This is a genomic window from Mucispirillum schaedleri ASF457, assembly GCF_000487995.2.
Taxonomy (GTDB): domain Bacteria; phylum Chrysiogenota; class Deferribacteres; order Deferribacterales; family Mucispirillaceae; genus Mucispirillum; species Mucispirillum schaedleri.
Window position 1 is genome coordinate 1 of the sequence record NZ_CP097562.1, and the last position, 20,811, is coordinate 20,811.

Below are 20,811 nucleotides of genomic sequence, written 5' to 3' on the forward strand. Positions count from 1 at the left end.
AGCAATAATGCGAAATATATAAGATAGTAATATTATATTTTTTAAATATAAAGAATTAATATATTAGATTCTTCGCCAGTGGCTCAGAATAGACAATCGGTAGCTAGTATCTATTGAAAAATTATTTTATAACTATTTTATATTTTTCATATATATTGTAAATTACAAAATAAAATATAATAAAACTTACATAGTTAAGCATAACTTTATGTTATTTTTTTTAAAAAAATAATCAGTAATTATTTAATGCAGCTAGATATTCAAATCCTATATCTGCATATAATGTTCATTTGATAAAAAGATTAAAATTGTCTTAATTATTGATAATATTAAATAAAAAAACTGTATTTATATTAACAAATATATTAAAAATGTTAAATTTGTATAAATTATGTATTTTTAGATATTGACTAAGTGAAATATTTTTTATAGTTTTAGCTTATAAACTAATTTGGAGGCAAAGAATATGGGAAAAGAAACTAATGTTTTAAAATCATTAGAAGAAAGCTCAGTATCAAGGCGTTCCTTTTTAAAAGGCATATCAGCACTTGGTGCAATGGCTGCCATATATGGCTGCTCTAAAGATGGCGGCTCAGATATTATATACGGGGGGGGGCTGGCACAGTAGGCGGCATCGCATCAGATGACCTATATTATACAGAAAATCCTACATTCCGTTACGGAACATCTACTCACAACTGTGGTGGTCGCTGTATTATCAGAGCACAAGTTACACCAGACGGTCGTATCGTTCGTTTTCTTACTGATGAAACTAAATATGCTTATGATGGCACATCTATTGATAACAATCATCCAAATACAACTCAGGCTAGAGCATGTGCTAGATGCCGTGCTTATAAAGGCAGATTATACCATCCAGGTCGTTTAAAATATCCACTTAAACAAACAAAAGAACGGGGCGATATATCAGGCTTTCAAAGAATTACTTGGGAGCAGGCTTTATCAGAAATAGCTGCAAGATTAAAAGCTGTTCAAGGCAAATATGGTGCAGAGGCTTTTCACCCAATTTATGCCTGCGGTAATATTGCTTCATCATTCCAAGGTGGTTCATATACTGGTTTATTTGAAGTTAATGACTTTGGAACAATTTCTCCAGCACTCCGTTTATTAGGTGGTGCATCTGGTTATACTTCCGATTATTCTTTCCACCAAGGCTCTTATATGGGTGGTTATGGAACAGCATATTCTGGTATGATAAATATGAGCCCATCTCCAGAATTTCTTGATAGAAAAATGCATTTTGTAATGTGGGGCTCTAATATTCCTACTACTCACAACCCTAAAGCTTTTTCATGGACAAAAGGTATTGAAAATATGAAAAACCATGGTGGCACTGTTAAATTTATTGGTCCAGAACTTTCAGAAATAGGTATTGCACAGGCAAATGAATGGATACGAATTAAACCATATACAGATGTAGCTTTAATTTTAGGTATGCTATATCATATGTTAGATTTAACATTTGATGAAAATGGTAATATAAATCAAGATGGTCTTGATGTAAATTATCTTGATAAAATGGTTTATGGTTTCTTTGAAACTCCAGAATATTGGAGAAACAAGACAACTGGTGAAATTTCATTTGATAATAAATCTGCTGATACAAATTATATATATGTTGCTGCTATTCCTGCTGGTCAGTCATTTTCTGCTTATATTATGGGTGATGATGCTAGACTTACAAAAGCTAAATATTCTGCAAGTCAAAACTATATGGCTCAGCAGTTTGCCTCAAAAGTAGATAAAAGAAATACATCTGTTGCAAAGTTTAGCTTTGCAAATATTCAGAATACTAAATATGACTATAAAAAACAGATGAATGTGAAAAAAACTCCAAAATGGGCAGAAAAAATTACTGGAGTTCCTGAAGCAAAAATCAAAGAGTTAGCAGAATTTTATTTGAAATGTGCAAAAGATAAGGTGCCAGTTTACAATGAATGGGCTGGTGGTCAGTTAAAACAAAATGATGGCACTATCACACTGTATGCTTTACAGGCTCTTTTGATTATATCTAAAAACTGGGGTATTACAGGAACAGGCATTGCTAATAATGCAATAGGTGTCTCTAAAACAACAGACCCTAACCAAATTACAGCTTCTTTACTTCGCCCAGCAGCATGGGATGATGGCACAATTGCTAAAATGGGGCCACACCCAAAAATTTCTGTAACTCAGTGGCATAATGCAATAAAAATGGCTTTCAGTAAAGAATTAGCTGCTAATGGTTATAAACCAAATATTCCAGACTGGGTAAAAGCAAGTGGCAAAGGCAAACCAAAATATATTGCTGGTAAAAAAGGGCAGGTTTATTTTGATGATGGTGGTGTTAAATCTCTTGTAAACCGTCAAGGTATTACAGGTGTAGGTAAAGATTCACCTGCAACATTTACTGTAAACAATATAGAAGTAACAATGCCTGATGGCACTAAAAGAAGCGTTACTCATGAATATTATGATTTTAAAGATAATAAGGTTTCAACTGGCGGAACATTAGTTGACCAAACTGATAATGTTACATTTTCAGGTTTCCGTTTTATATTAAACTCTGCTGGTAATATTCCTATTAACCAGCATGCAAATCCAATTGATTCTGCAAGGATGTATAAAGCACTTCCTACTTATGGTTACGGTCCATATCCAACAGGAAATATGGCAGATGCATTCTATCTTGTTACTTTTGATAACTTTATGTCACCAAGTGCAAGATATTCTGACTATGTATTACCTGCAAAAACTACTTGGGAGCAGGAAGATTTTGTTACAATAGAAAATAGTGGAACTCTTTATGTGGATTCTGTTATTCCGGGACCTGGTGAATCAAAATCAAGCTGGGATTTTGTTAGAGAGTTAATTTATCATTACGGTGGTAAAGACAGTGCTGTTAACTTTACAGGTTTACAGTCTAACAGTTCATTTAGAGATGTAGTTCAAAAACAATATAATGAAAATATTAAAACTAATGCTCAAAGTCCATATTATGGTAAAACTTGGGATGAATTTATTAAAAAACCAATAAGTCATGCAAAACCTAAAACAGAAAGAGTTGATATGGTAACACATTCTACAAGAACTGCTTATGAAAGCAAAGGTGCAATGGACGCATTTTATCCTAATGTTACAACTGCTGACTGGTCAAATGACAGCGGTGTATTTGGATTTGGTAATGATTTATATGATACAAAAATACACAGTTTTGCAGAGACAGAAAGCTGTCCAAAACAAACAGGTATGTTTCAGGTTTATTCTGGCACACTTGTATGGCGTTATGAAAACTTATTCAGTAAATGGCATGGTTATCTGCCAAAAGCAAAACAAGGTCAAATTAATAAAGATGAAGAAGGGGACCCTGTTGCTTATCCAATTCCTGTATATTTTAACTATCAAGACCATTTCAGAGTAGCTTATGGTTTGAACTCTAATGATGACTTAAAGGGCAGATATTTACTTACTACTACACATGACCGTTTCCGTGCTCACTCATCGCAGGCAGAAAACCCTTATTTGAGAGAACTTACTCACAGAACAATTGGTGGAGCATTATACTCAGGTAATGATAGTGGAACTTATGCAGTTTCTAACGGTGATGATGTATCATTCCCAGCTCTTAACTCACTTATTGGGGAAGATGGTAAACCTGTTGCAGGGGCAGAACAAAGAGCAAGCTATGCTGATATATGGGTAAACGATGAAGATTTTGCTGATTATAATGATGGCGATTTAGTTAAGGTTTCCAACGAAATAGGTGCAGTATATTGCACAATCAGAAAAACAGCTCGCTGTGTTCCTGGATATGTTGGCTTACATCAAGGCTGCTGGTATGACCCAAGAGAAATTAATGGGGAGACAGTAGATGTTGGCGGCAACTGTAATACATTAATGCCATCTACACCATCCCGCTTAGACCATGGTAATGGTGTTCAGTCTGCTATGGTAAAAATTGAAAGAGTATAATGGGAGGACTTAATCATGCAATTAGGATTTTATTTTGACCAAACAAGATGCATAGGCTGCAATGCCTGCACAGTATCATGCAAAGACTGGAACCAAGTAAACCCTGGTCCTGTCCGTTGGAGAAAGCAGGAAAATCATGAAAAAAATAATGGTTTATCAGTTTTTGAAAACTTAACTATGAGCTGTAACCATTGTGAAGAACCAGCATGTATGGCTGCATGTGGAGCTAATGCCATTACAAAAACAGATAAAGGTATTGTTATTGTAGATAGAAATAAATGCCAGCAATTACTGTCATGTATTATAGCATGTCCATTTGCAGCACCTCATATTGCTGATAATTTACAGGAACCTAAAAAAGGCGAAAACTGGATTGTTGACCACCCTATGCAAAAATGTAAATTCTGCTGGGAAAGAATTGAAGACGGCAATGCTCCAGTATGTGTATCAGCATGTCCTGTTAGAGCATTAGATTATGGTGATATTGATGACCTGCAAAGAAAATATCCTGATGCAGTTCGTATGAATAAAACAGATTTTCCTTATGCTTACTCGCTAAACTCAATAACTGTTACTGATACTAAACCATCATTTTTTATTAAAAAGCGTGCTAAGCTGCCTTTTAGTGATGTAATAAAGTAACAGGGATAACAAATACAAATAATATAAAAGGGGTGTATGCCCCTTTTTATGAAATGGGGATATAATGAACTTAAAAATAGAAAATATAGATATGCATAAAGGCAGGGAAGTTATATATGCTGTGCTTTCTAACATTTTTTTAAATATGCCATCAGATGAGCTTTTTGCAAATGTTGAGGCAGTTTTTTCATTATTTGAATTAGATGATAATGCTGATAAAATGATGGCAGATAGTTTAAAAGCAGTGCAGGATTTTATTAAAAGCAGAAATACATTAAAAGTTGAAGAAAAAAAACAGTTTGATGATAAAGTTCTTCATGATTATACAAGGATTTTCTGTTTAAGCGACTCTGTGCCTGTTGCTGAATCTATATATTTATCTCCTTCACACTTAACTATGCAGGAAGAAACAGGCAAAGTATATTATATATACAAATCCTGTAATTTTGATATGAAGCACACTTCAAATGAACCACATGACCATATATCCTATGAGCTTATGTTTATGTCATATCTTTCAAAAGGCATTGCACAAAATATAGAAAAAGGTGATAAAAAACAGGTAAACAGCCTGCTGCATTTACAAAAAATGTTTTTAGAAGAACACCTTTTAAAATGGGTTGAAATGTTTAGTAAATCAGTTATCGGTTTTGTTGAAAGTGTCAGTTTCTATGCACCTGCATGCTATTTTATGATGGGCTTTCTTAAATATGATTTTGAAATAGTAAATGAAAGTTTATCATAGGTTAATATCAAACAAAAGGAGCCAATGCCTATGAAACGGCTGATGTTAAATACATTATGTATGTTAGCTTTTGTGTTCCCAGCATATTCCTATGTTGGCGATTCTTATGTAACCCCAGACAGCTGGAGCAGACATGTGAATGCCAACGGTATCAAAGCAAGCCTTAACGGTCTCAGCTTTGGAGATACAGGCATATTAAAAATAGGGTTAACAACAAGAGCTGCATTTAAATTTGGAGAAGATGAAGACTGGTCAATTTATCAGTATGCCCGTCTGAGATTAAGTGAAACGAAACTAGGTCAAGGCACAGTGAATGTAAACTTAAATATTCGTGGAGCTTATGACAGTCTTCCAGATATTGGTGGCAGCACAATGGACGGCCAGTCATCAATCTATTCAGGAAGTTCATATAACCAGTTTTATGACGGCTTATATACTTCCCGCAAATATGATGAATATACCCGCTTAAATGGTAAATATGATGGTAATTTTAGAATATATCAGGCTAATGTAGAGTTTAAAGGAGTAGTGCCGTATACAGATATAACAGCAGGCAGAATATATTTAAACAATCTAGATATGTATAAAATAGACGGCGGCAGTTTCCATTTTGATACCTGTGACTATTTTAAGCTTGATATATACGGCGGTCTGCCTGTCAGCTATTACAGCAATTTAAAAACATCTTTAATAGGAGCAGCGATAGAAGTTCCAGTAACGATAAGCGGCACAAAAATCAGAGCCGAGTATAACTACTTTATACATGAAGATGGCGGAGACTTTAACACCCATACTGCCAGAGGCAGAATAGACCAGAGCTTATCCTTTCCCGATATAATATCATCCAATATCTATCTGGAAGGAGCCATAATAGGTAAAGCTATGCTTTATGAAGCAGGTCTGGATGCGAATATAGATATAAGCCGCACAGGCATATCAGCCTACATAGCAGGTCAGTATGATAAGAATAAAGGCGATATAAACCCGTATATATCCATGTATGAAAATATGTTAGGCGGCAGCAGTGAATATGTAATGGGCGGAGTAATGGTTACACAGGGAATAACTGACTATTTAATATTAGGAATAGGCTGGGAAACACGATTTAATTTCAGTGAAAGCTATGGCGACAGAGACTACCAGAGAGTATTCGGTAATATAGACCTTGTGGGTTTACTCCATAAAAACAATTATTTAAGTTTAATAGTAGACTGGTATGATGTAGCAGCATATAAAAGACAGGACAGCAATTCTAAAGTAATGGGAGGTTTTCGTATAACTCAGGTATTTACAGATAGACTAGAAGCATGGGCAGGAGTAAATGTTCAGAACTATCAGTATAGAAACAGCCCGATAAAATCCTACCCGCAGTATGGAGAAGATATGGTTAGTTTACAAGACAGAAATGAAAATACCACAATGGCATATATTGGAGCGATGTATCGCCCAATAGACTGGTGTGTGTTACAGGTTGATTATAGTTATGAATATGCAGACCTTTTTAAAAGTGCTGACTTACAGCCAGATATTCATACATTAAGTATCTGGGCAAACTTTATCTGGTAGGTGCAGGATATGAAAAAGAACTTATTACTAATCATCTTATTATTTCTTTTTACAGCAGGTGTAACATCAGCAGTAGATTCCACTAAGCCGTCTACCCATAACAGCAGCTGGGAGCAGAAGCATGGTCAGGCAGCCAAAACTAATATGAGCGAATGCATAATGTGCCATGAAGAACGAGTAGAATGTATATCCTGTCATGAAGATACTGCTCCAAGAAATCATACAGTAACCTTTGTGAATAAAACACACGGGTTAGAATCCAGATGGAACAGAACAACATGTCAGACATGTCATAAAGAAGATTTCTGTGACAGCTGTCATGAGACATCCTATCCAATGAGCCATGCCCGAGCAGGATTTGTATCAGGAGCAGGCTCCCACTGTGGCACAAGCTGTGTAGTTCCCGTAGGCAGCTGGAATAACACTCCATCTAAAAACTGTCTGGTATGTCACAAAACAAGACCTGTAACAAAATCAGGTGCTCTGCATACTGTGAAGTAATAATAGTATCTATTCCAAATAGATAACTAAATATAATAAACAAACCGCCTTAATATTTAAGGCGGTGTATTCAAAGTATTTTTTACTGAATATTAATTATATATAGCTTCTTCCACCCATATATACTTTGCTCCAGTATTTATTATTTAATTTATCTGTTCTAACAGTGGTGCCTTTTCTTGGAGCATGTATAAATTTGCCATCGCCTACATATATACCTACATGACTTACTCTTTTGCCACCACTTGTTGCAAAAAATACTAAATCACCTTTTTGTAAATCTTTTTTATATACAAATCTTCCTGCTTTAAACTGTTCCCGTGAAACTCTTGGAATAGAAAGTCCATTAAGTCTATATACTGCCCTTGTAAGCCCGCTGCAGTCAACACCTGAAGCAGTATTGCCTCCCCATACATAAGGTGTGCCTATATATTTATATGCAGTTTTAACAATCTCATTTCTTAAATAATTAGAGCCTTGTTTTTTTGTTGGTGCTGAGCGTGATTTATGCAGTGCATAACTTTCAGGAATAACAACAAAAAATTCATCAATTCTTCCCTGAGCCTGTAACTGTTTACCACGGTTTCTAGCTTCTTCTATTGTTCTGTAACTGCCAAATCTTACTTTATAAATATCTCCATCTCTAAACATAAATGCATCAAGACCGCGTTCTATTAAAGAGTCTACAAAACGGCCAGCATTATTAGGATTTGTAAATGCTCCAACCTGTATAGAATAGCCTTCCCTGTATATACCAAAATCTGCTGAATTACTGTTTGATGCTGATGCACAACCAGTTATTAATATTAAAATTAAAGCAAAAATTGTCTTAAAATGCTTCATTATGAAACCCTCTTATATATGAATATATACTGTATATATAATTATAACAATACAATATATAAAAAATACCTGATAATATTTTTATAACTTTATTCATCTTTTACCTGATATATTATTTATAATCAAATTATTTTTGTCAATGACTATCTTTAAAAAGCACTACTGCCATCAAATGATATGCTGTTTATTCCGCATTAAAGTCCACCAGAATAAAAGCCATATTTCATAACTGCATAAATAGATTTATAATGATTTTGTCAATATGAAAAATAGTTTATAGCATATATTATATTATTGTTATATTGGACTTACACAAAAATTTTGTGCATAAGTCATTTTGAGCCTGATTTTACATGCGAAAAATCTAAATTATTTATTATTGCAGCAGTATATAAAAAATTTAAATTATTTTTTTTTAGATACTTAGCCTTTTATGTTCAGTAAGACAGGTAAATGAGCAGGATGCTTCATCTTTAATAAGCGATAGCCTAACTTGTTTCGGCAGAGCGTGATTTAAAAATACAAGTGAAGCATCTTTTACTAGGCTGCACTCCGAGTATAGAAAACGATTAATATTGGGAAGACACCATTGTTTTTGCGAAGCAAGGACTTTCTGAGCGAGTAGCAATGGAATTAAAAGTCCGCATCTGGACAGTATTTTTTAATAAAGGATAAATTAAGATACTTCGCTTTATCACTATCAGTATAGCTTAATTATATCTAAAAACAGCCTGACAGTATACACTATCAGGCTGAATTATCTTAAAATAGTTTTACAATTTACTCTATAACAGCTAACTTATCGCCTATGGCAACTGTCTGGTTAGCTTCAACATATACATTCTGCACTATACCTGCTTTTGGTGCTTTTATTTGGTTTTCCATTTTCATAGCAACAAGTATAAGTAAAGGTTGACCTTCTTCTACTTCCTGACCTTCTTTTACCATAACTTGAGTTACAATACCCGGCATTTGTGATGCAATAACCTGTCTGCCTTGCAGACCTTTTGATACTCTGTCCCTTAAAACTTTTTTAAGTTCATCTAATATATCAATTTTAAAGTAGTCGCCATTAACAAGGACATCATAAGATTCTCTGTCATTATGAATATCAATTTCATAAGATTTATTATTAATGATAATAGAGTATAAATTATGTCCTGTTCTTTGGAAATCAACTTCAATATCTTTATCATCTACACTTAAAACAAAAGCATTAACACCTACACATTTTATCTGCACAACAGATTCTTTGTCAAATCCTTCTGGTATAGCATAATATTTTGTTGCCGCTATATTACTGCATTTCATATAAAATCCCCCTTATTAGAATCTGTTGGCAATTTTCTGCATTTTGCCATAGTGTTTCCATAAAGATTCGCCTACTTCTGGCACAGTAGTAGCCTTTGCAGCTGCTTCCTGCTCTGAAATATACTGCATAAGTGCTGCTGCCACGATTGCAACAGTAGGGTCTAACTCTTTACGGCGTTTTAAATCTTCTTTATCAAATTTAGTGTCTATAAATGTTGTATCATAAATGCCACTTAAAAATGTAGAGTTTTTCATAACACGCTGATGAAATGGTATTGTTGTTTTAATACCTAATATTTTATATTCCAACAGTGAGCGTTCCATATTTTGTATTGCTCTTTCACGATTTCTACCCCATGTAGTAAGTTTTGCAATCATTGGGTCATAGAAAAGTGGAACATTATATCCTTCATGAGCTGCATGGTCTACACGAACATTTCTTCCAGTAGGTGGTTCATGGACAGTAATAACACCAGGTGATGGAATAAAGCCATTTTCTGGGTCTTCTGCATATATACGACATTCAATAGCATGCCCTTGTTTAATAATTTCATCCTGTTTGTATGGCAGCTCATCGCCATTTGCAACAGAAATCATATCACGAACCAAGTCAACACCAGTAATCATTTCTGTAACTGGGTGTTCTACCTGCAATCTTGTATTCATTTCAAGGAAATAGAAGTTTTGGTCTTTGTCAACCATATATTCAAGTGTTCCTGCACTGTAATAGCCTATTTTTTTGCAGGCATTAACACTGACTTCAAGCATTTTCTGCCTTGTTTCAGGGCTGATATATGGTGATGGTGCTTCTTCTATTACTTTTTGGTGTCTTCTTTGGATAGAACATTCCCTGTCATAGAAATGGATAACATTACCATGTTTATCACCAATTATCTGAACTTCTACATGGTGTGGCTGCTCTACATATTTTTCAATATATACATCACCATTGCCAAAAGCTCTTTCTGCTTCTGAAACTGCCATATTAAACATATCTTCTAATTCTTCTCTTTTATGGACAAGTCTCATGCCTTTTCCACCACCGCCAGCAACTGCTTTAAGCATTACAGGCAAGCCAACATTATCTGCTGTTTTATAAAGGTCATCAATATTTTTAATAGGGTCTTTTGTGCCGGGCACAATAGGAACTCCAGCATCAGACATAATTTTTCTAGCTCCAGTTTTTGAGCCCATATCTACAATATGCTGTGCAGATGGTCCAATAAATACAACACCAGCTTTTTCACATTCTTTTACAAAGTCAGCATTTTCTGATAAAAAGCCATATCCTGGGTGGATTGCCGCACCAGTTTTTTTAGCAATTTCTAATATTTTTTCTGGTTTTAAATAAGATGTATCTTCATCATTATCTGATATGCAGAAAGCTTCATCAGCATATCTAACATGCGGAGCACCTCTATCAACATGTGTATAAACAGCAACAGTTTCAAGGCGAAGCATTTTTGCAGCACGGAATATCCTGATTGCTATTTCTCCACGGTTAGCAGCTAATACTTTTGTTATTTTTGCCATATTTCTCTCCTTAACCTAGAGTGGTATATTACCATGTTTACGAGGCAGGTTGCCTATACGCTTATTAGCAAGCATTTCAAATGCACGAATAAGTTTTGGTCTTGTAACAGATGGCTCTATAATTTCATCTATATATCCAAGCTCGGCTGCTCTGTATGGGTTTGCAAAAGTATCTCTGTATTCTTGAACAAGTTCTTTTTCTTTTGCTGCCTTATCACTTGCTTCTGCAATATCTTTGCGAGAAAGAATTTTAACAGCACCTTCTGGTCCCATAACTGCAACTTCAGCAGTAGGGTAGGCATAATTAATATCGCCTCTTAAATGTTTAGAACTCATAACACAGTAAGCTCCGCCATATGCTTTTCTAGTAATTAGTGTAACTTTTGGAACAGTAGCTTCAGCATAAGCATAAAGCAGTTTTGCTCCATGTCGTATGATACCGCCTTTTTCTTCACTTACACCTGGCATAAATCCCGGAACATCCACAAATGTTAATAGTGGAATATTGAAAGCATCACAAAAACGAACAAATCTGCCTGCTTTAACTGATGCATCAACATTTAAAGCACCAGCTAAAACTTGAGGCTGGTTAGCTACTATACCTATGGTTTTTCCGTTTAAGCGGGCATATCCTACAACTATATTTTTTGCAAAATCTTCATGAACTTCAAAGAAATGACCATCATCAACTATTTTCTTAATAACATCTTTCATATCATAAGGCATATTAGGATTATCTGGCACTATTGTTTCAAGATTAGGCTCTATTCTATTTGCATCATCAATAGTTGCTTTAAATGGTGCTTCTTCCATATTATTCTGCGGTAAATAAGACATTAATTCCCGTATTTTTATAATACAATCAGTATCATTTTCTGTTGCAAAATGAGCAACACCGCTAGTGCTGTTATGAACAGAACATCCTCCCAAATCTTCTTTTGTAACATCTTCATTAGTAACTGTTTTGATAACATCTGGTCCAGTTAAAAACATATAACTTGTATCTTTTACCATAAAAATAAAGTCAGTAAGAGCAGGGGAATAAACAGCGCCACCAGCACATGGTCCCATAATTGCACTTATTTGAGGAATAACACCTGATGATAGAGTATTTCTTAGGAAAATATCAGTGTATCCAGCCAGTGATTGAATACCTTCTTGAATTCTGGCACCGCCTGAATCATTCAAGCCGATAACAGGAGCTCCCATATTAACAGCCATATCCATTACTTTGCATATTTTTTCTGCTAAAGTCTTTGATAAAGAGCCACCAAAAACTGTAAAATCTTGAGCAAATACAAAAACAGTTCTACCATTAATAAGACCTGTTCCTGTAACAACACCATCACCTAAATATTTTTGTTTTTCCATACCAAAATTTGTGCAACGGTGAGTAACAAATTTGTCAAACTCCATAAAAGTGCCCTTATCAAGAAGAAGGTCAATTCTTTCTCTGGCAGTAAGTTTACCAGCCTGATGTTGTTTTTCAATTCTTTGGATACCGCCGCCAAGTTCTGCTTGAGAAGACAGCTCCCTAAGTTTTTCAATTTTTTCCTTCATAGGCCATTACTCCTTAATGAATTTAGTATACATATATTCAACACCATAAAAAATAATATGTCAACCATAAAATAAGATAAAAAAAGTATTTTATAAGATTTGTTTTACTTGAAAATTTAAGGCGGATATATTATATAACATAATTCTAAATAAGTAAATAAAATATTTTGGATATATGTTCAGATGTATTTTAAGAATATGATTTAAAAAAATTTTTTTGTTATATTATAAACAGTTATAAGGTTTTTATTTATAATTCATATAAATAAACTGGGATGAAAAATATTTTTTATAAAAATATGACTAATTTTTTTGTATGATGTTATGTGATAAATATTTATAAATTTTTTATATAAAATATATGAAGTTTATTTTATTCATATTTTTTATATTAGTCTGCTGTCTACTTGTTAGTTATTGATAAGCAGGTTTTAAAGTATTGTTTTATGCATTTTTAGTAGTTTGTTTTAAATTTGATGTATTTAATTTTACACTGTTTGCAAAAGTTAATATTGATTTTTACATAAATATATTATATTTATAATTGGGATTTACGGGCAGTCGCTGGTAATTTATTTTATTACGAGAGGAAAGTCCGGACACTATATGAGCATAATGACTGATAACATCAGTTCGCAGTAATGCGGGGAAAGCGTTACAGAAAATAACCGCTGCATAAGCAGTAAGGGTGAAAAGGTGAGGGTAAGATCCCACCGCTGCTTTTGGTAACAAAAGTGTGCGAACAAGCCCCATTAAGTGCAAGGCAAATAGGCTGGAACGGGTCGCTCAGCCCATTTTTTCAGCGGGTAAGCTGCTTGAATTATTAAGCAATTAATAATCTAGAGAAATGACTGCCATCTGTTTTTACAGATACAGAATCCGGCTTATAGTAAATCCTGTTTTTATTTTTACATAAATCCCTGTCCTAGTATATCAGTAATATATTGATGTTCATAAGGGTTGCTTAATGTGCTGCCATAAAGCCAGAAATTTGTTCCGTCTGTTGCATATCCGCTGCCTAATACATGAAGCATATTTTTTGTGTTTAACTGTTTTGCTTGATAATAAGTATTTTTACCGTCAGAAGCATAGCCGTCACCTAAAAGCATAAAGTATGCAGTATCAGCATTTTCAAGTTTAATATTTCCGCAGTATATATTATCTTTATCCTGCAGATAATTATCACCTATCATATTTATTGAGTTTAAGTCAATATCAGATATTTCCTGCCCTTTAAAATAGATTTTATACCTGTCAAAAGAAAAAGCACTATTTTCAGACAGTATATCAAAGCTGTTAATATGGGGCATAAAAGAGTTGGCTGTTAAATATCCTTCCCAGTCTTCTTCTAGATAGCAAAGTGCATTGTCATCTTTAATATAGTTGTTAGAAAGAATGACAACTTTTGAAGGGTTAATGTTTTCAATAGGCAGTATTTTATAATATACTCGTTTATTATCAGTATAAATATCGCCTTCTATCCTGTGAAAATTATATAAATCTATATTTTTAATAACTTTACCTTTATAAATAATATTTGTTTCAGCCTGCCATGCTCTATGGATAGTAAAGGGATAAACTGTTGCAGGGTTAATATCTGGTATAATACTGCCTTTATAATAAGCATATTTACTGTCAACTGCAGTTTTTGGTGTATAATCTACTATTGTATCATAATCTGGGTGCAGTAGTATCGCAAAAGACGATATATCAGCCTGTTGTATAAGTCTTTCTTTATAATATACATTATTTTTATCTTTTGCATAAAATGTTGCAATGTCTCCTTTTGGAGTATTTACATATATTATTTTAAATGTGTCTGCATCAGCATTTTCTAATAGAATAGAGCTGTAATATATTTTATTTTTAATCCTTTTATATGAATTACCAAGCTCTATTACATCATCATCTGAAAAAGTATTTGAAGTATCAGTAATAGAGCTGTCAAAAAGGGAAATTACTGACTGAAAATTGCCCTGTTTCACAATTTTTCCTTTAAAAAATAAACTTTTGCCATCAGAGCCGTAGCCAAAGTCCAGTGCTTTAAATGTAACAGGGTCTGCATCTACTTTATTAGTATAATAGTAAACAAGGCTGCCATCATTTAAATAACCACTGAAGTTATCACTGTGGATATCTACTTTTGCTCCATCTAATCCTTCTATTATACTGCCTTTAAAAAATACATGTGTATTATCTACTGCAAGACGAGAGCGGACTTGAAGCCCTATAGTATTAACATTTTCTAATAAAACTACACCTTTACTATCACAAAAATATGCTTTTGTTTTATCTGCAATATAGTATTCATTTAAAACTCTTGCTTCATCAGGATTAATCATATCCAGTGGAGTAGTCAGATAATAAACATTGTTTTTATCTTTAAAAAAATTTTTACCAATAGAAATGACTGTTTCATTATCAATATATTCAATACTTTCTCCATTTATATATGTGTATATATTATCTGCTGCTAAATATTCTGCTTCAGGAAAATTATTATCGCCTGTAAGACGAAAAGCCATTGGATTACTGTTTTCAAGAAATATGCCTTTATAATATACATTTATATTATCAGTCGCATAGCCATCACCTTGTTTAAATACTCTAAAGTTACAGCTTAGTTTGCAAATTGGTTCACCATTATAATAAGCATAAGATTTATCTTTTGCATATCCGTAATTTAGAACAAAAAATGTTGCACTATCAGCATTTTCTATTTCCATGCTTCCATAAAAAACTTTACCATTATCAGCACCATAGCCAACACCAAGAGATGTAAATGTGGCAGGGCTGGCGTTTGGAACAATTTCTCCTTTATCTGTTATTACATGTCTGCCGTCAGTTTTATATTTTGCATCAGGCGTAATCACTGCAGGATGCTCTGGAGATGAAAATAAAATAATATCTTCTAAATCTGTTTTAAGCCTTTTTGTAATGAAATTGTAAAATAAATTATATAAATCTTTCTGCATATAGTTTTGCAGAGTATTTTCTTTATGAAGCATATCATATATAAGGCTGTATTTATGTGGAATAACTGCATTTTGGCTGTTTATTTTAATAATTTTAATGCCATTTTTAGTTATTTCTATAGCATAACAAATATTTGCAAACTCTTTACTGCTTATTAAGCAGAAATCAGCTTTATCATTATTTTTAAATGATGTGATACTTAAAAGAAGTGCTGTATTATAAACAGCAGTATTAAAGCCATTGTATCTGTTTATTTCAAAAGCAAAATTCAATGTGCTGCTTATATTATTGTAGTATAAAAGCAAAGATTCTCTATCAAAAGAAAGTATCATTTCAGAAAGCTCATTTGCAAAAAACTTGGCAATAGAGCCGTATGTAGCTTTTATTGAGCCGCCTAATAATATATTGACAAAGGGGTCATCACTGTCACAGTTAAAAAGCTCTGCATGTGTAGTAAATTTTGCAGATGAAGCAAGCCATAATTTAAAGTCTGCTTCAGAAATATGAATTTTTGCAGTTATTATCCAGTTATTTTCCATAGCACACCATTTTTATCCTATTATACTTATATAAAATAATTATAATTATTTCAACTAATTTATGTATGCAATGTGTTTTTTTTTATTTTTAATTTAAAAAAATCTTGAAAGTATTAAAATAATAATATACACTCTAACCAATTTAAAAATAAATGAGGTTAACTATGAAAGGCTTAATTGCTTTATTATCAATAACTATACTCATTACTGCATGTTCTCAAAACACAAACAGGCAGGAATTTGCTAAGGCTGAAAATGCTTCTCCAGCACCTGCTGTAACTCCTAAACAATCAGCTGCTGGTATGAAACTTACAAAACCAACAGAATTACTTCCAGAGATTACTGAAAAATATTCAGGTATTAAAATTGAAGCAGTTAATAAAAACGATGGCAGTAAAATAGAAATAACTGCTCCTTTTGGTCAAAAAATACCTATTGGCAGCACTGGACTTGAAATCACAACATCTTCTTATTTTACAAGTTTTACAATGGTTGATGGTGGTGTTAAAAATGTAAGTATGGAAGAAAGTAACCCTGCTGCAAAAGTGATTATAACAGATAACGGCTCACAGTTATTTGATGGATGGCTTTTTCAAGAGTATCCTGATATGCATCCATTTGAACACCCTGTATGGAAAGTTGTATTAGCTGGTGCTGTAAAAAAATAACATTTTACTAATTATATTATTGTATATATAACCCCGCATATTTATTTAAGGCGGGGTTTTTTGTTTAATTAATATTTTTTTAAAATATATATTTTAATACAATAATATACTAAAAAGTTTGCAACTTTAATTGATAGTTTTCAAAAACAATATTTCCTGAGCGGAGAGAAATAAAAAATATTGGTTGTGATAGCATTAGATAAAACATATTAACAAATACTGCGAACTTATTAAGACATTATCTTTAACACTTGACTAAATATGATTTAGGTTTTATCCTATACTATATAGTGGTTATAATTTTTGGGAGTTTTGTGATGGTGCTGGAATTGTGTGAAGATAATGCCGGGCTTTTAAGTTCTGTTACAGTCTTATACCTTAATACTGATAAAGATGAACATAAAGAAGAAGAGCTTATATCTATTTTATCTAAATATATCAAAAATATCATTGTTACTAATAATCTTGAAAAAGCAAAAGAGAAAGCAGAGGGCAGAGATATTGATATTCTAATTACTGATTTTAATCTAGCAGATGAAGAAAGTATGAATTTTCCTATGTATATTCGCAGATACAACCCATCATGTTCTATAATTATTTATACAAATAAAAATGACCCAGAACATTTACTTGAAGCACTTAATATGAAAGTTGATAACTATATTATCAAACTTTCCTGCTTTAAAGAACTAATAAAAGCTATTATTAATTTAGCAGAGCATGCTTTTACTTTAAAGGCTCTTTATTCTATAGTGCCTGAAAAATCTACTCATTTAGATACAGAAGCTTATGATACAATAAGCCAGACAATAGATGAGCTGCGAACTATAATTGCAAAAATGGCAGCTCGGCACTGTATAGAGTCTATGCCTATTATCCATTCATTAAAAGGTATTATTGAAAGAATGAAAATACTGCTTAAAAACAGCTATTAATTTATTCTGCTGTTTTTGGTGGATATTCCTGTGGCATAAATAAAGTAAGCCATAGATAGTCTTTATAATATGCAGGGTATATTTTTTCTAATGTGGTATAAAAATCTTTTGAATGGTTTGGCACTAAAATATGAGCAAGTTCATGGTAAATAATACTGTCAATTGTAGTTAATGGTGATAAAATAAGCCGCTCATTTAGTTTAATAATACCTGCACCACAGCTGCCCCAGCAGCTTTTGAACACACCTGTTTTTACAGCTTTTACCTCCAGCTTTATTTTCTCAGCACACATATAAGCTCTTGCAGGCAAAATGTATGAAGCCTGCTGATGATAAAATTTAATCAGATTATCTTTATTTAAAAAATTTCTACCTGCATAAATAATTAAATTGGTTTCATCTATTTTATATGTATTATGTATCTCTGGTTTTAGTTTAAAATCATATAATCTGCCTAGATAAAGTATTTTATTATGCAGCATTTCTGCTTTTTTAGGATAAAAGCAGTGGTAGGCAAGTTTATAAATAATATCTTGATTTTTTAAAAGATAAGCATCTACAGTATTTTCATTAAATGATAGTGATGCATACAAAACTACTGTTTTATATATTCTTTTTTGAATAATATATTTTTCTTTTTTTAATTTAAAATTTTTATAACTGCCATATTTTACTGTAACAATATTTTTTAAAAAATTAATGATTTCTTTTTCTTCTTCTGTAAAAGAATAAATTTTAGCCATTATTGCACATATATATCAGTATAAACTTTTATTTTATATAAATAGATAGTTCCTTCTGTAGTTTATTTGTATCAAAATTTAATACTGGAAGTGTTTTATAAGTATCATTTTTTAATTTAAGTGTGATAGATATATTATCTATATTATAAGAAGAAATATCTTGCCACTTTATTGTGCATGGATTTGTTCCACGATACTGCAGCTCATCAATTGTAAATCTGTATATAATCTTATTACGCATACCTATTATGAATATAGGCAGCACACATACAAAAAATACAAAAGGTAATACTAAAATAATATATTCTGGTTCAATAACTGTAAAAAACAATATTACAGTAATCAAACTTATTAAAAATATAATGCCTAAACTAATGATTAATTTTTTATTTAAAACTGTAAAAATGATATTATTATTTTCTATTTTCATATATTTCTCCATTTAACATTATTAATATAATATTTTTTATTAATAAAAGCTACATTAATAATGAATTTTTTCATAATTTATGCTATATGTTCTAAAATTGAGGTGATTATGTTTTTACCTGTAAGCATGGAAGAAGTAAAAAAGCTGGGCTGGGATTATATAGATGTTATTATTGTAACAGGTGATGCCTATATTGACAGCCCTTTTTCTGGAACAGCTGTTATTGGAAAATATCTTTTAAAACATGGGTTTCGTGTTGCAGTTATCAGCCAGCCTGATACTGAAAGTGATAAAGATATAACAATTTTTGGTGAGCCTAGACTTTTCTGGGGGATAAATGCAGGGTGTGTTGATTCTTTAATTGCAAATTATACTGCCACAGGAAAACCTAGGAAAATGTGCGATTTTACACCAAATGGTATAAATAATAAAAGACCAGACAGAGCATTGATTGTGTATACTGGTCTTATTAGAAGATTTTATAAAAATACAAAACCTATTTTGCTTGGTGGAATAGAGGCAAGTTTAAGGCGTATTGCTCATTATGATTTTAAAACTGATAAGGTTAGAAGAAGTATATTATTTGATTCAAAGGCAGACTATATTATATATGGTATGGGGGAGCTGCCTGTATTAGAATTTGCTAATGCACTTAAAAATAATGAAAATGTTAAAAATATAAAAGGGCTTTGCTACATATCAAAAGAATTATGTGATAATACAGTTATTCTGCCGCATTATGAAGAAGTGTTACAGGATAAAAAATTATTCCATAAAATGTTTAAATTATTTTCAGATAACAGTCAGGCACATTCTGCAAAAACATTAGTGCAGAAAACTGGAGACAGGTATCTTATACAAAATCCACCTGTATATTATAATGATGATATATTAGATGAAATAAGTGATATAGAATTTGAAAGGGCAGTGCACCCTAAAATAGAAGGTAAAGTGAAGGCTTTAGAAACAATAAAAACATCTGTTATAAGCCATAGAGGCTGTTTTGGCGGCTGTTCATTTTGTGCAATAGCTGTGCATCAGGGCAGGCAGGTTATTTCAAGAAGCATATCATCTATTGAAAAAGAAGTAAACAGCATAGTTAATATGAAAGGCTTTAATGGAATTATAAGCGATATAGGCGGTCCTACTGGCAATATGTATATGATGAAGTGTAAAAAAATGGAAAAATCTGGTGCATGTAACCATAAAAGATGCCTCTATCCAGAAGTTTGCAATGGTATGAATACAGACCATAAACCGCTGCTTAATCTGCTTGAAAAAATCAGAAGTATTAAGGGTATAAAAAAAGTATTTGTAACATCAGGCATCAGGGCAGATTTAGCAGTCCATGATAAAATAAATGGTAAAAAATATATTGAAGCAATAGCAAAAAATCATGTTTCAGGGCAGCTTAAAATGGCTCCAGAAAGTGCAGATGAAAAAGTATTAAAAGCTATGAAAAAACCTGATAATAAAAGTTTTTTAGAGTTTTGCAGAATTTATAAGGAATATAGCAGAAAATTTCATAAAAACCAGTTTATTTCATGCTATTTTATAGCAGCTCATCCTGAAGAAAGCGAACAAAAAGCCTTCAATACTCATAATTTTATAGAAAAGTATCTTGATTTTTCACCAGAACAGGTGCAGATATTTACCCCAGCCCCGTCTACATGGTCAACATGTGCATATTATACTGGTCTTGATGAAGAAGGGAAAGATATTTATATAGAAAAACATCTTAATAGAAAAGAAAAATATAAAGAAATAATTATGGGAAAAGGTAAAATACATAAAAATTATAAAAGAAAATAATTATAAAATATGAAAAGTTGTATCTTAAAATATAAT

The 20,811-nt window shown here is 32.4% G+C and carries 16 protein-coding genes and 1 other RNA gene; 10 read left to right on the forward strand and 7 right to left on the reverse strand.

Annotation, left to right across the window (positions count from 1 at the left end; translation table 11 throughout):
• The first annotated feature begins 466 nt into the window (after window positions 1–466).
• The 6 genes from N508_RS00005 (at window position 467) to N508_RS00030 (ending at window position 7,426) form a co-directional block, all read left to right on the forward strand.
• Entirely contained in the window at window positions 467–628 is a 162-nt protein-coding gene (locus N508_RS00005) for a twin-arginine translocation signal domain-containing protein (protein WP_083688370.1), read from the forward strand.
• A gap of 170 nt (window positions 629–798) precedes the next feature.
• On the forward strand, window positions 799–3,972 hold the full coding sequence (locus N508_RS00010; protein WP_283805230.1) for a molybdopterin-dependent oxidoreductase: 3,174 nt from the start codon (window positions 799–801) through the stop codon (window positions 3,970–3,972).
• A gap of 15 nt (window positions 3,973–3,987) precedes the next feature.
• The gene (locus N508_RS00015; protein WP_023276944.1) at window positions 3,988–4,614 is read left to right on the forward strand and encodes a 4Fe-4S dicluster domain-containing protein; all 627 of its coding nucleotides are present in this window, start codon (window positions 3,988–3,990) and stop codon (window positions 4,612–4,614) included.
• 64 nt (window positions 4,615–4,678) lie between these two features.
• Window positions 4,679–5,359 carry a TorD/DmsD family molecular chaperone gene (locus N508_RS00020; protein WP_023276943.1) on the forward strand — a complete coding sequence of 227 codons (681 nt, stop codon included), beginning with the start codon at window positions 4,679–4,681 and terminating at the stop codon, window positions 5,357–5,359.
• 30 nt (window positions 5,360–5,389) lie between these two features.
• Entirely contained in the window at window positions 5,390–6,925 is a 1,536-nt protein-coding gene (locus N508_RS00025) for a hypothetical protein (protein ID WP_076654162.1), read from the forward strand.
• A 9-nt stretch (window positions 6,926–6,934) separates the two neighbouring features.
• The gene (locus tag N508_RS00030; protein ID WP_023275253.1) at window positions 6,935–7,426 is read left to right on the forward strand and encodes a hypothetical protein; all 492 of its coding nucleotides are present in this window, start codon (window positions 6,935–6,937) and stop codon (window positions 7,424–7,426) included.
• 96 nt (window positions 7,427–7,522) lie between these two features.
• On the opposite strand, the gene N508_RS00035 is transcribed toward N508_RS00030, so the two are convergent.
• The 4 genes from N508_RS00035 to N508_RS00050 form a co-directional block, all read right to left on the reverse strand.
• Window positions 7,523–8,269 carry an NlpC/P60 family protein gene (locus tag N508_RS00035; RefSeq protein WP_023276796.1) on the reverse strand — a complete coding sequence of 249 codons (747 nt, stop codon included), beginning with the start codon at window positions 8,267–8,269 and terminating at the stop codon, window positions 7,523–7,525.
• Between the two features lie 780 nt (window positions 8,270–9,049).
• Window positions 9,050–9,580, reverse strand: coding sequence for an acyl-CoA carboxylase biotin carboxyl carrier protein subunit (locus N508_RS00040; RefSeq protein WP_023276795.1), 531 nt, complete (start codon window positions 9,578–9,580; stop codon window positions 9,050–9,052).
• Window positions 9,581–9,595: 15 nt separating this feature from the next.
• Window positions 9,596–11,113: an acetyl-CoA carboxylase biotin carboxylase subunit gene (locus N508_RS00045; protein WP_023276794.1), complete on the reverse strand. Its 1,518-nt coding sequence runs from the start codon at window positions 11,111–11,113 to the stop codon at window positions 9,596–9,598.
• Between the two features lie 15 nt (window positions 11,114–11,128).
• Window positions 11,129–12,673, reverse strand: a complete 1,545-nt coding sequence (locus N508_RS00050; RefSeq protein WP_023276793.1) for an acyl-CoA carboxylase subunit beta — start codon at window positions 12,671–12,673, stop codon at window positions 11,129–11,131.
• 545 nt (window positions 12,674–13,218) lie between these two features.
• Here N508_RS00050 and rnpB point away from each other — a divergent pair.
• Window positions 13,219–13,576, forward strand: an RNA gene (rnpB, locus tag N508_RS00055) — RNase P RNA component class A.
• Between the two features lie 5 nt (window positions 13,577–13,581).
• On the opposite strand, the gene N508_RS00060 is transcribed toward rnpB, so the two are convergent.
• Window positions 13,582–16,188, reverse strand: a complete 2,607-nt coding sequence (locus tag N508_RS00060) for a DKNYY domain-containing protein (RefSeq protein WP_023276792.1) — start codon at window positions 16,186–16,188, stop codon at window positions 13,582–13,584.
• A gap of 164 nt (window positions 16,189–16,352) precedes the next feature.
• Here N508_RS00060 and N508_RS00065 point away from each other — a divergent pair, with 164 nt between their 5' ends.
• On the forward strand, window positions 16,353–16,856 hold the full coding sequence (locus N508_RS00065; protein ID WP_023276791.1) for a DUF2155 domain-containing protein: 504 nt from the start codon (window positions 16,353–16,355) through the stop codon (window positions 16,854–16,856).
• Between the two features lie 317 nt (window positions 16,857–17,173).
• Window positions 17,174–17,791, forward strand: a complete 618-nt coding sequence (locus N508_RS00070; protein WP_023276790.1) for a response regulator — start codon at window positions 17,174–17,176, stop codon at window positions 17,789–17,791.
• 1 nt (window position 17,792) lies between these two features.
• Here the strand turns inward: N508_RS00070 and N508_RS00075 are convergent, their stop codons facing one another.
• Window positions 17,793–18,533, reverse strand: a complete 741-nt coding sequence (locus tag N508_RS00075) for a M48 family metallopeptidase (protein ID WP_023276789.1) — start codon at window positions 18,531–18,533, stop codon at window positions 17,793–17,795.
• 28 nt (window positions 18,534–18,561) lie between these two features.
• Window positions 18,562–18,963: a hypothetical protein gene (locus N508_RS00080; RefSeq protein ID WP_023276788.1), complete on the reverse strand. Its 402-nt coding sequence runs from the start codon at window positions 18,961–18,963 to the stop codon at window positions 18,562–18,564.
• A gap of 108 nt (window positions 18,964–19,071) precedes the next feature.
• Between N508_RS00080 and N508_RS00085 the strand changes: the two genes are divergently transcribed.
• A complete protein-coding gene (locus N508_RS00085; protein ID WP_023276787.1) occupies window positions 19,072–20,775 on the forward strand; it encodes a YgiQ family radical SAM protein in 1,704 nt (567 codons plus the stop codon).
• Window positions 20,776–20,811: the final 36 nt, after the last annotated feature.

Bases quoted from the DNA above. Each gene is read 5' to 3' on its own strand.
- N508_RS00020 (WP_023276943.1), top strand. From the start codon at position 4,679: ATGAACTTAAAAATAGAAAATATAGATATGCATAAAGGCAGGGAAGTT.
- N508_RS00015 (WP_023276944.1), top strand. From the start codon at position 3,988: ATGCAATTAGGATTTTATTTTGACCAAACAAGATGCATAGGCTGCAAT.
- N508_RS00030 (WP_023275253.1), top strand. From the start codon at position 6,935: ATGAAAAAGAACTTATTACTAATCATCTTATTATTTCTTTTTACAGCA.
- N508_RS00005 (WP_083688370.1), top strand. From the start codon at position 467: ATGGGAAAAGAAACTAATGTTTTAAAATCATTAGAAGAAAGCTCAGTA.
- N508_RS00065 (WP_023276791.1), top strand. From the start codon at position 16,353: ATGAAAGGCTTAATTGCTTTATTATCAATAACTATACTCATTACTGCA.
- N508_RS00045 (WP_023276794.1), bottom strand. From the start codon at position 11,113: ATGGCAAAAATAACAAAAGTATTAGCTGCTAACCGTGGAGAAATAGCA.
- N508_RS00075 (WP_023276789.1), bottom strand. From the start codon at position 18,533: ATGGCTAAAATTTATTCTTTTACAGAAGAAGAAAAAGAAATCATTAAT.
- N508_RS00080 (WP_023276788.1), bottom strand. From the start codon at position 18,963: ATGAAAATAGAAAATAATAATATCATTTTTACAGTTTTAAATAAAAAA.
- N508_RS00060 (WP_023276792.1), bottom strand. From the start codon at position 16,188: ATGGAAAATAACTGGATAATAACTGCAAAAATTCATATTTCTGAAGCA.
- N508_RS00085 (WP_023276787.1), top strand. From the start codon at position 19,072: ATGTTTTTACCTGTAAGCATGGAAGAAGTAAAAAAGCTGGGCTGGGAT.
- N508_RS00040 (WP_023276795.1), bottom strand. From the start codon at position 9,580: ATGAAATGCAGTAATATAGCGGCAACAAAATATTATGCTATACCAGAA.
- N508_RS00025 (WP_076654162.1), top strand. From the start codon at position 5,390: ATGAAACGGCTGATGTTAAATACATTATGTATGTTAGCTTTTGTGTTC.
- N508_RS00050 (WP_023276793.1), bottom strand. From the start codon at position 12,673: ATGAAGGAAAAAATTGAAAAACTTAGGGAGCTGTCTTCTCAAGCAGAA.
- N508_RS00035 (WP_023276796.1), bottom strand. From the start codon at position 8,269: ATGAAGCATTTTAAGACAATTTTTGCTTTAATTTTAATATTAATAACT.
- N508_RS00070 (WP_023276790.1), top strand. From the start codon at position 17,174: ATGGTGCTGGAATTGTGTGAAGATAATGCCGGGCTTTTAAGTTCTGTT.